Below are 11,432 nucleotides of genomic sequence, written 5' to 3' on the forward strand. Positions count from 1 at the left end.
AGTTTATTGTAGTGTGAATGACAATTAGGCTTGAGAGCTTTAATTCAGCTTATTAGTCACGAACTCTTTGTTTCTGACCATTAGCCACATCAGGCCGCCTAGCGTACCGATGGATAATTGGATAAAGCCTAGGTTTTCAATCAGTGACTCTGGGCGGATTGAAACTAATACCATGCCAAGCGAGCCACAAATCATGCTGAAGAACTGTATCAGTGCGACGGCAGAGCCCGTGTCATGATCTTGTTGATTCAACATCAAGTTGGTCCCCGGTACTCGCATGATGATCGCCATTAATGTCGCTGGTGCAGCGATGAACATGAAGAACCAAGGGGACAGGTCGCCAATGGTTAGGGTGAAGATTCCCGCAAGCGCTAATAAAGCAAAACATCCTGAGATGACCTTTTGAACCGGCATTCGGTAGGACAACTTCATGTAAATTGTTGGACCAAATGAGGCGCACAATGCATTGAATGCGAATGCGTAACTAAACTGTTGTTCGGTCAATCCAAAGTGATCGATGTAGATATAAGAACCCGCCGCAAGAAAGCCCATCAACGCCATCGGTATGATAGAGAAAATGACCAGTAGCTTGAGGAACGAGCTGTTTTTCATGACCACGCCCATTCTTCCCCATGAGCGGAACATAGAACCTTGGTATTTGGTTTCGAGCGTTTCTCGATAGCAGCAAGCTAATACTGACGCAAATGCACCAAAAATGGCGAGGGTGACGAACATCATTCGCCAAGACGCAATTTTCAGTAGAAAGGCACCAAATACAGGCGCAACCATTGGCGCGATGATCACCAGTGACATGATAGTCGCCATGATCTTTTCACGTTCTCGGCCATCATAAAGATCTTTGACAATGGCGGTAGCGATAACGGTGATAGCACTACCAGCAAAGGCTTGGCATACACGAGCACCAATTAACTGTTCGATGCTATTGGTCATCGCGCACAATATGCTCGCGACCATATAACCCGCTAATCCAATTAATAGGATCGGCTTACGACCGAATTTTTCGCTGAGCGGCCCCCAGAACAAAAGACCGATGGCGTAAGTAACGAAGTAGCTGCTCAGGGTTAGGTTGACCATGGATCGGTCAGTATTAAACACCTCGACCATCTGCGGAAGCGCAGGTAGGTAAAGGTCGATGGTCAATGGAGGGAAAGCACTTATTATGACGAGAAAAAATAGCATACCGGTCTTTCCCAGTACTGGTTGTGGTCTCTTCAAGGTGGCTCTCCGTTGTCCAAAATAGGTTTTTAATTGGTGTGATATTGCTATACAGAAGGCTAAGGCACGTCAGACAAGAAGGATAGAGTCGTTCAAGAATATGGTGAAAGTAACGATGAACTTATCTCTAATGAGTTCGAATCTACGAAGTCGGTCTTTGCACTGAATTGTATTACAAAACATTATTGCTTTTATAGCTAACGAGTTCAATCAGTTAGTAGCAGTGTAGCTTGTAATCGCCAACGACACATTGTAGTGGTTATCGGCTTGGCTTGTTATCTTTTCTTTGGGCGCTTTTCGACTAAACCATTACGCTCTAAACCGCGTCTAACGCTACTGCATAGCTTACCAAAACGGCGCAGTTCTTCGAAGTTGGGGCCTTGGCCAATTGAAATACTGTGCTCCCAGTACATCAACTCACTGTCGACCATTTCTAGTAGCTTTTTAGAGCAACCCGAACAGTTTCCTTTTGGCCCACAGATAAACGTCTCTGATTCGTAAAGTGGGAGTTCGTTTTTAACTTCTTCAATTAGGCTCAGCATTGCTGAATTTAGGTCTGGCTTTTTGTCTGTGAGTGGTTTCAAGCTTAGTGCTTGCGAAGTGATCACGGAAGACGTAGTTGTGTTGGGTTGTATATTCAAAGCAGCTGATGACATATCAAAGGCCTCAAGGAGAGAAGAAGGAGGGCATGCTACTCTTCACAACAAAGTGAATCTTGATGTAGTGCAATAAGCGTGGAGATATACCCAAAAGAGGTAGGAGCCACAAGCGGTGTGACTCCTTGTCAAAGCTCGGTACTAATGAGAGATTTTAGAATTCAGCGTCGAACTGGAATTCCATCCACTCTTTGGTGACTGGGTGGTGCAGCGCAAGTCTTTCTGCGTGTAAGTGCAATCGGTCGGCTTTATTGCCATACAAGCCGTCACCGACGATAGGCATGTTAAGGCCTTCTTGGTGTGAACAGTGAACACGCAACTGGTGTGTACGCCCTGTTTTAGGATGCAGGTAAACCTTAGTGGTTTGCCCGTTTCGCTCAATCACTTCCCATTTGGTTTCTGCTGGCTTGCCGTGTTCGAAGCAGACAATTTGACGAGGGCGGTCATACAAATCACCACGTAATGGTAGTCGAACATAGCCTTCATTTTCTGTTAGAACGCCTTCAATCATTGCCACGTAACGCTTTTCGACTTCACGAGTAATGAACTGCTTCTGTAAGCTCTTGTTCGCACGTCGTGTGAGAGCGAAGATTAGAATGCCAGAGGTCGCCATGTCTAAGCGATGAATCACAAATGGGCCTTCAACATCGGGATGCATTTCTTGAACACGTGTGTAGGCGGAATCTTTGATGGTTTTACCCGGCACAGATAGAAAACCTGCTGGCTTGTGTACTACCACGATGTGCTCATCTTGGAACAGAATATCCAGCTCTTTGCCTTCTGCTGGGTTCTCTAGCAATGGGTTTGGATCGACTTCTAGGCCTTTCATCATATGGCCTAAAATCGGCACACATTTACTCTGACAAGAAGCGTAGTATTTCTTGTGCTTGCGGATTTCCGACTTTGGAGAGCGGCCCCACCAAAATTCAGCCAATGCCAGTGGCGTGTAACCATGTAAGTACGCGTATTGCAGCAATTTAGGCGCAGCGCATTCACCAGAGCCAGCTGGTGGTATCTTGTTTGGCGTGTTTTCAAAGATCTGGTTAAGGTCTTCAACGTTTCCTTCCGCATTTTGGAAAGCGTATTGTGAAAACAACTTGTGTTGAAGCTGATGAGAAATGTGTGCTCTTTGCTCTTTGAGTTCAGCTAATTGATTAGTGAACACATCAACTTTGATTTGTAACTCGTTTAGGATCTGTTCCCAGTTGAGCTTTAGGTACTTCTGCTGGTTCTTGTCAGCAACACTGGCCTTGTTAAGCTCATTATTCAGTTGTTCGAAGGCTTGTTCATCAAGGTTTTTTTTACCTTGTTCGCGTTGTTCTTTACGTGTTTTTCGGCCTTCTATAATCAACAAACGTTGCGCTTCGATCTCCTGTTCTGCCTGTGTTTTCTGTTGTGCTAACTGTTCACACAATTCAAGGTATTCAGCGTTTGCTTGCAGCGCTTTAAATTTCGCATTTACAGCCATCATGTCGGCTGTGTCTTGATGGAAAAAGCTATCGCTGCTCAACATGTCGAATACGGGCGGCACAAAGTGAGGCAGTAGGTTTTGGTCTGCGATTTTTCCAGAGAAAGCAGAGAAGTAACCCAATTCACCTTCTGGGCTTTTCACCAGTAACACACCAAACATTTTGCCGCGACCAGCGTCAGAATCCAGTCCGAAGTCATGCTGCCAGTCGGTTTGTGTTTCTAGATATTGTTGAAGCTGATGAGAGGCTATTTCACACAGTGGGTGCGGTTCGTAGTAGAACGGGAATGTGAAACGCTCAGGCAACGAATATGACTCGATCGGCTGTTGAAAACGAGTGAAGCAATGCTCAGGAGTATGGCTGTTTTCTGAGTCGTGCGTTGGTTTTGATGAGTGCATAGTCGTATTAATACTTATATCGTGGTGATAAATGGTTGTGAGTCTACTGTGTATGTTTAGAGACGTTAAACACAGTACAAGGCGGCGATTCTACTCTTTATCGAAAAGCGCCTCAAATAAGAAATAGTTCTATTACTGGATAGCCAAGCGACGAGCCTATGAGTTATGGCTTGAACGCCATTAATTGATGAGTAACTTCTCGTTTTTAATCATAGAAGACAATTTAACAAACCAAGGGTGGTAGCCTTGCCGCCCTCTTATTAAAACTAAGGTAACGTTATGATTCCACTCAATACTTCGATTGTTTCCGGTGTCGCTATTTCAGAGAGCGACGGACAAATGAAAATGCTATTAATGAAGCGTGTTAAAGGTGAGTTTTGGTGTCACGTCGCAGGCTCGATTGAAGCGGGTGAAACAGGCTGGCAGGCTATCGTGCGCGAGTTTGAAGAAGAGACCCAAATTAAAGTGGAAGCTTTGTATAACGCGCAGTTTCTGGAGCAGTTTTATGAGGCGCACGTGAATGTGATTCAGCTAATCCCTGTGTTTGCGGTGCTATGCCCCCCCAACCAAGCGATTGAACTGAATGACGAACACACCGAGTACCGCTGGTGTAATTTAGAAGAAGCAAAAGCGTTAGCGCCGTTCCCCAACCAACATGCCGTCTACGATCATATTTGGTCGTATTTTGTCGATAAGCCAGTCAATCCGCTTTATCGAGTGAAATTGAACTAATACTGGCTGTTTAAGATCTAGGACTTACCAAGGTAAGGGGCTAAAAAGGTGCTCACTTGCGCTTGGCATAACCCCACATCTACCTTCACACCGTGCGATTCAAGGATGGCAACTCCACGACCATTATTACGAGGGTCTGGGTCTAGCATCGCCACGACTACGTGTTTTACACCTGCTTTAACCAATGTATTGGCGCAAGCGGGTGTTCTGCCGACAAACGAACATGGCTCTAAAGTTACGTAAGCGGTAACCCCTTCCATTGTTCCGTTCGTTTTGTCGTTATAGTTATTGAGTGCTTCAACCTCGGCGTGGTTTCCGCCGACTTTTTGCGTGTATCCAACAGACACCACCTTATCGTCTTTCACCAAAACACACCCTACTGGCGGGTTTGGTTGGCAATCAGGTAAGGCTTGGCGCGAAGCTTCGAGTGCTTGCAGCATGTATTGTTGGTTCATGGTCGTTACTCAGTATGACGAGAGAGCGTAGCAGCTAGTCGCCACGCGTGGTTGATGAGTTGGTTAATTACTAACTTAATAAGCTAGTAAGTGGGGCATGTTCGATCTGATTGGACTTTTAGTCAATGGTTTTAGCGTTTGAATTCGACTGCTAGTTAACTGTGACTCATCGTTAACTTGGGCCACTGGGTTAGCCAACCTTTGGATTGCACTCTTTGATCAAAGATATCTCGGCTACGCTTTGGATTGGGTGTGATTTGCAAATCAAACAAACTCTCTAAGCCAAAGGCAGAAATACACTCGATGTTTCCATGGAGGCTTTGTTTCACGGCGACGGCGGTTTCTTTCTCTGGCCAATAACTCATCGCATCCAATGAGCCTTGGTAACGTTCATCCCCATTTCTAGTGTGCATGTAGGCTTGATTGCGAACTTGCCAATTCAGTTCGGGTAACCGTTGTTTAAGCTGAGCCTCGTATCTAAGATCCGATTCGTAAGAGATATCAATGGGATCAAAGTAGATCACATCAATATCATTGAATGGAGTCGGGGAGGCATAACCATGCTGGTGATCCCAAACGAGGTTTCTCACAAAGCCCGCAGCGACATAACACTGCGGCAAATCCAACTGAGCGACACAGTCTAAAACCTTCATTCGTAAGGGATCTTGTTTGATCAACGTGACGATGCGTTTGGCTAGCGGATGTATCATTATGATGTCGGAACATCAGTGACTTGGTAATGACGTGTCACGTTCTGGGAGATTTCACCCCATTCAGAGGCTTTTACTCGCTGTTGGTGCATTTCGAATGCTTCTCGGCTAGTGAATTCTTCATACACTTCAAAGCGATTAGGTTGAAGCGTGCTTTGACTGACTCGAAACACAATACAACCAGGTTCTTCTAGTGTCAGTTCTTTGTGCACAACCAAGGCATGTGTCACTGCTTCTAGGTCGTTGTCTGGCACTAGAATATGCCCTTGCAGAATTACTTTACTCATAATTACGTCCATTTAATTACGTCTATTTAATTTGGTCCATTACGGCTTTTTTCTATCAAAAGCTCTATCCGTTACAAACATAATCCCATTTTGATGTTGTAACGTATAGGCTAATGTGGCGATTATTAGTTCACATTGAATGTATTTTTTAGTTACACCGTAACTTTAAAGGTGATGTAATCAACAAATGATAAGACACTGGAACTAAATCAGCGTTGGTCCGGTCTATTAAATTAGTATCATTAAACTGTATTGATACTGAAATGAATTTGTCATCTGAGAGAACTAACCTTAATTTTGAACAGCGGCTCATAGGATTGAATTGAGCCATAGTTGATATCTAGGTCATACTTTGATGTAAATGGTACTCAAAACTCTATATATTTTGTGATTTGTATCATTGATCTGGGCATCAAACACCGTTAGATTCGAATAGTTGGCAATAAAAATAGCTCATGAAGAGCAGTTAAAGAAAAGGAAATATCCCTTATGAAAAAAATGAGAAGAGCACAGCTTCATCGCGTTCGTATCCAATACTGGAAAGACACGTCAAAAGAAGCATCAAAGAAATAAGCTTTAAATCGTAAAGCTTTTTTATAAAGCTGAAAAGCTTAATCAAATGTAAAACGCAACAAACCGATTTCATTAGCACTCTCAAGGACCTTCATCTGGTCGGCGACTAAAGAAATCATCCCCAAAGAGCTGGCAGGCATTAACAACAATGCAATTCAATGTCAGCTCATTATACCTCCGCTTAGATTCTCTTGTTGCTTCACTCTGTTACTCCTAACTAAAACCCCTTTGCACCTTTGCACCTTTGCACCTTTGTTCTTGTTACCCATATCTGTATTCGCAAAGTCGTGATCAAAAAAAGCTTCCGATTTCTCAGAAGCTTTGATTTAGATTTTGATATCTGGTGTGGTTACCTGCTCGGGAGAGATAACACCAACGTCAGGAGCGAATGCGTTAACGTTGGAACAGCGTCTTTAAGCTCACATCGTCCGTTCTATTTAGCTTTAGGCTCAGTAGATAGCCACCAACACCGATCAGTGCGTAAATACCTAAAGATAAAATCGGCGCTTCTGCAATCGCACTTAATGGGTTGCTTGCTATGAGTACATTCATTGGTAATGACGCGATGAGAGATAGGAAGTCATTGATGCCATAGAACCCAAACACTGCGACAGAGAGGAACTTAATCGCATAGCTTGAGATGAAAATGACAAGCAATGGAGAGTTTACCAGCTGCGAAATCGCTAGAGTGACGGTTGCCAGTGGCAATAAAACCAGTGCAACTAACATCATTCGTCCAAAAAACACGACCCAGTTGCTCAGCACATAAAACAGAGATTGTTGTTCAACCAATAGCGCCAGTTGTTGTTCACTTGAGACGTTCAATATCCAGAATAGAAAATCTGCGAACAGTACTAACAATGCACAGATAGCCGGAATCACCACTAAACCGAAGCCGAGTTTCACACCGTGAGTCATTGCGTTAGATACCGGCATACTTCTCCAAAACATCGAACTGCCTTCTTGGCGCTCTTTACGCAGCGTTTTAGGGATGTAAAGCGTTGATAGGATCAGTGAAATAAGGCCCGCGCCAAAGTAGATCACTGAGTTGAGGTCTTGTGCGAACTCTCTGTGGATGTCGCTCACGTCACCGTTCACTTGCATTTCGAAGAAAAACTCATGCTGCGCTGCGCCATTGAAGAACAGACTAACGAACAGTAAGAAACCACATAACGCGACAAACAGAGGCAATCGAGTGTTAATTTTGTGCTCGATGAGTTCTTTTTCTAGCATGTAAAAACTTGGATGCATTATGCCTTCTCCGTCTGTGTTGCAAGGAATAGATCTGCGAGACCAACGTTATAGATGTTACCCAGTGATTCAACCTGCGCTTTGTATTGACCTTCCAATAACCACTTAGTGGTGCCCAGGCCTGATTGCGAGGTCAGTGGGTTGAGTTTCTGTATCTCGCTTGAATGGTTATTTGCGACTTCGATAATGAAATAGTCATTTTCGATGTCTTCCATGCTCTTTTGCAGCACACAATGGCCTTGTTTTAAAATCAGAACATCCGTTAATAAATGTTCAATCTCTGAAACCTCATGGCTTGCAATGATCATGGCGCGTTCGCCGTCGTGGAACCACTCAAGTAGATGGCGATAAAAAGTATCGCGGTACAGTAAATCTAGGCCAATTGTAGGCTCATCTAAGATCAACACTTGGGTGTCAGTCGCGATGATGATCGCAAGGTGAAGTTGTACCTTCATTCCCTTAGAAAGCTGCTTGATAGTCGAAGAGAGCTTGATGTTGGTGCTGCTTAGCGTCTGTTCTGCTTTTTGCTTGTTGAAGCTAGGGTGTACACCTTGGGTGTATCTAAGCAGTTGCTTAACGGTCATCCACTCGGGTAACACGTTAACATCTGAAATGTACGACAAGTGCAGCATGAGTTCTGCATGCTGGTGGATAGGGTGGTAGCCATTAACCTCTATCTCACCTTGATAGCTGTGTCCACCAAGCAGTGATTTGATCAGTGTCGATTTCCCTGCGCCATTATGGCCCAGCAGTCCAAGCACTTGCCCCGGTTTTAACTCAAAGCTGATGTTCTCGACACCCACTTGATTTGAATAGGTTTTGGTTACGTTTTTCACGGAAAGTAACGTACTCATGACTTGTCCTTTATATGTTGTGCTAGCTGTTTCACGAGTTCTTCGACACTCATATCAATGATGCTTAGCGTCTCAGCGATGGCTGGGATCTGTGTGTTGATGAATGATTGGTGTGCGGACTCTTTCAATTTTTGAAGTGCCCCTTCGGCCACATACATGCCTTGGCCGCGTTTTTTCTCTACCAAGCCTTCATCCACCAGTAACTGGTAGCTTTTCATGACAGTAAGGTGGTTGATCTTGAGATCGGCGGCAACCGCACGCACAGAGGGCAATGCTTGTAGTTCTAGCCAAACACCCTGAAGAATTTGGTCACTGATCTTGGCGGCAAGCTGCCTAAAGATCGGCTGGTCGTCTTTCCATTCGGTCATAATTAAAACTGCATGGTGATATACATGTGTATAACACTAACCTATTTATTCGAGTTGGCAAGGATTTTATGAAAGTGCATCGGGTATTTTTATATTTAGATAAAGCACGTTTGGTGGGGAGGGCACTTGAAGCCTACATCCTTGTGGGCTCTCAAGCAGCTGTATAAGCGATGATTATTTGAATAGGGAATGGTTGCTGATCAAGATTTCTATTAGGCTGGGCCTATTGCTCCTTTGAGTCATTAGGCCGGCTATATAGGTAACCTTGATGTAAGTTGTAGCCTAACTGACACAAGATATATTGCTGCCTACGCGTCTCGACACCTTCATAAATCATTGTGATATTTGATAGGCGTCCAATCTCCGAGATATTGAGCAATACACCCTGATGATGCTCTCCTGACTCGATATCCTTAACAAAGCAACGATCCAGTTTTAGATAGGCCGGAGAGATAACATTGATGATTTCGATGTTGTTATTGCCCGTACCAAAGTCATCCAGAGCGATAGTGATACCAAGCTTTTTGATATCCTTAATGTTATCGATAACCTCACACCCATAGCCAATGTTCGAATATTCAGTAATCTCTACGACAAACTCATTCGCTTCCATCGCGGCTAAATGCTCTCTGAGCCTTGCGAAGTTCGACCCTACCAAAGCACTCGGACACACGTTGACACCATAGATCTCATGGCTGTTGTTTAACTTCGCTTTTCTGACTGTCTCGATGAGTAAAATAGTATGAAAGGTGAGTAAATTGGTGCGTCTCATGGTGTTGATGAAGCTTAAAACGCCAACGTTACGCACACGAGATAACAACTCGTAGTAGAGAACGCAGTTGTCTTCGGTGTTGATGATCGGCTCTTCTTCAAAGGAGATGTGTTTCCAACGAAACAGGTAGATCACGAAACCCAGAATATAGGAGCGATAAAGCAGGGTGGCGAGTATCAGAGAAAGCGCAATCCATAGTGCAACAATGTCGTCACTGTAGAAGGTGATGGTTGCACCCGTTGGTAGGGAGGTTTGATAGATAGATTTACTCTCTTCGCCAAGGTTTAAGATGTGGTAACCATTCTTCTGGATGGAAATCGAATCGACTAATAGAGGCAATAGTGAGTTCTTGTATCGAGCTTCGATAGATCGTTTAGATATTCGAGCAACCATCTCAATGTCGTGCTCGGTATCCATGAAGCGTGAATAGGCAAAGTCAGCACTATCGTAGAAGTCGTCTAATTGATTGAGCTCTATCATCTTAGAACGTGTTTTAGAGATATAGCAGGAGTCATAAGGTGTGGTCATGACGACAGAATCAAGGTTGAGCGAGTGCCTTAGCGAGTGCACAGCCCCGTGGCTATCGCAACCGTAGTCCATGACTTCTGCGGCAATGTGTTTGGTGTTCTCACTGTATTCATTCGCAATCTTCGTCGTATAAAGGATTTGGGAAAAGTAGACAATGAATAGGAAAAAGGAAGAGATGGTGAACACGGCTATCAGAGCCTTAATCAGCTCTCGATGATAGGTGTTGAACATCAGTTTCAACATCTCGAACTGGTTGGGCTTGAACTGGTTGATGTCGTACTTAGGTGCGATACGGTTGGTTGAGCTTTTATCGAGATCGATAAAGTAACCTACCTTATAAAGGTTAGAGATAAGTTCGCTATTATTATCTACCTTCGCTTTCTTACATAAGCTTCGATATTTCTTTCTTATAGAAGCAATAATATTTTTTAACGCGTATAAGCTAAACTCTTCGTCAAAGTGTAATTTAAAAGATTCTTCAACATCTCGTGCTGATTGAGGGTTTGATATTGACGAGTGTTCAATAAGGTATTTGAAAACAAAACTCTCTTTACTATTAAGAGTTTCCTCTGATATCTTATTACTGTCTCTTTTTATGTATATTTTTTCTTCATTGTAGATTAGTTGCAAGCTCTCATTATTGTTATTTATATTGAAAGAACAGTGCATAGCTTAACTCCTAAGCGATAGTTATTATATTTGTGTGATGGATATGTGATGGCTGGGATTTTCATTCAACACAAGAGTTCGATCTAAATAATATAACCAAAATGTCACCATTTTATCTCAAGATGTTGATACTAATCGCAGAATTTGGGCTTTAATGAAAGGTTATGGAGATGTTCACCCAAAAGTTGAATTTATAAATGAAAGCCAATGATTTACAAGGGGTAAGGGGGATTTATCCATTTGTTTTGGTATTTATCCATTTCACAGCTTCTACGCGGTAGGTTTAGCGACTGGATTTAGAGGTTTCTAATGTAGCTTCTGATGGTATTCATTCGGTTTATCGATGCGTGAGATTTATCAGAATTTTTCATGATAAAATTAAATTATGTCATTTTATGTGATATTAATATAATTTATGTGGCGTATTGTTTTGGTGATTTAATTAAAGTAATCAATGATAGAATTAATTATATT

Annotated in this window: 11 protein-coding genes; 1 reads left to right on the plus strand and 10 read right to left on the minus strand. The window is 43.2% G+C overall.

What is annotated here, in order from left to right; translation table 11 throughout:
* Positions 1 to 39 precede the first annotated feature (39 nt).
* From AB4263_RS20620 to AB4263_RS20630, 3 genes are all read right to left on the minus strand, one after another.
* A complete protein-coding gene (locus tag AB4263_RS20620) occupies positions 40 to 1,200 on the minus strand; it encodes a multidrug effflux MFS transporter (protein ID WP_102321053.1) in 1,161 nt (386 codons plus the stop codon).
* Between the two features lie 311 nt (positions 1,201 to 1,511).
* Entirely contained in the window at positions 1,512 to 1,892 is a 381-nt protein-coding gene (locus tag AB4263_RS20625; RefSeq protein WP_017088689.1) for a hypothetical protein, read from the minus strand.
* A gap of 154 nt (positions 1,893 to 2,046) precedes the next feature.
* A complete protein-coding gene (locus tag AB4263_RS20630) occupies positions 2,047 to 3,759 on the minus strand; it encodes a pseudouridine synthase (protein ID WP_372098815.1) in 1,713 nt (570 codons plus the stop codon).
* Positions 3,760 to 4,038: 279 nt separating this feature from the next.
* Here AB4263_RS20630 and AB4263_RS20635 point away from each other — a divergent pair, with 279 nt between their 5' ends.
* On the plus strand, positions 4,039 to 4,491 hold the full coding sequence (locus AB4263_RS20635) for an NUDIX pyrophosphatase (protein ID WP_017060581.1): 453 nt from the start codon (positions 4,039 to 4,041) through the stop codon (positions 4,489 to 4,491).
* A 17-nt stretch (positions 4,492 to 4,508) separates the two neighbouring features.
* Here the strand turns inward: AB4263_RS20635 and AB4263_RS20640 are convergent, their stop codons facing one another.
* The 7 genes from AB4263_RS20640 to AB4263_RS20670 form a co-directional block, all read right to left on the minus strand.
* Entirely contained in the window at positions 4,509 to 4,946 is a 438-nt protein-coding gene (locus AB4263_RS20640; RefSeq protein ID WP_372098816.1) for a bifunctional diaminohydroxyphosphoribosylaminopyrimidine deaminase/5-amino-6-(5-phosphoribosylamino)uracil reductase RibD, read from the minus strand.
* Positions 4,947 to 5,101: 155 nt separating this feature from the next.
* Entirely contained in the window at positions 5,102 to 5,656 is a 555-nt protein-coding gene (locus tag AB4263_RS20645; RefSeq protein ID WP_102321050.1) for a nucleotidyltransferase family protein, read from the minus strand.
* The gene (locus AB4263_RS20650; RefSeq protein ID WP_017060584.1) at positions 5,656 to 5,943 is read right to left on the minus strand and encodes a putative quinol monooxygenase; all 288 of its coding nucleotides are present in this window, start codon (positions 5,941 to 5,943) and stop codon (positions 5,656 to 5,658) included. Before AB4263_RS20650 ends, AB4263_RS20645 begins: the two co-directional genes overlap by 1 nt.
* A gap of 966 nt (positions 5,944 to 6,909) precedes the next feature.
* On the minus strand, positions 6,910 to 7,767 hold the full coding sequence (locus AB4263_RS20655) for a hypothetical protein (RefSeq protein WP_017060585.1): 858 nt from the start codon (positions 7,765 to 7,767) through the stop codon (positions 6,910 to 6,912).
* On the minus strand, positions 7,767 to 8,621 hold the full coding sequence (locus AB4263_RS20660; RefSeq protein WP_372098817.1) for an ABC transporter ATP-binding protein: 855 nt from the start codon (positions 8,619 to 8,621) through the stop codon (positions 7,767 to 7,769). Before AB4263_RS20660 ends, AB4263_RS20655 begins: the two co-directional genes overlap by 1 nt.
* Positions 8,618 to 8,989: a GntR family transcriptional regulator gene (locus tag AB4263_RS20665; RefSeq protein WP_017060587.1), complete on the minus strand. Its 372-nt coding sequence runs from the start codon at positions 8,987 to 8,989 to the stop codon at positions 8,618 to 8,620. The genes AB4263_RS20660 and AB4263_RS20665 overlap by 4 nt, the downstream gene beginning before the upstream one ends.
* 223 nt (positions 8,990 to 9,212) lie before the next feature.
* On the minus strand, positions 9,213 to 10,958 hold the full coding sequence (locus AB4263_RS20670) for an EAL domain-containing protein (protein WP_372098818.1): 1,746 nt from the start codon (positions 10,956 to 10,958) through the stop codon (positions 9,213 to 9,215).
* Positions 10,959 to 11,432: the final 474 nt, after the last annotated feature.

Source organism: Vibrio sp. 10N.261.55.C5, assembly GCF_041470505.1.
Lineage (GTDB): Bacteria > Pseudomonadota > Gammaproteobacteria > Enterobacterales > Vibrionaceae > Vibrio > Vibrio crassostreae_C.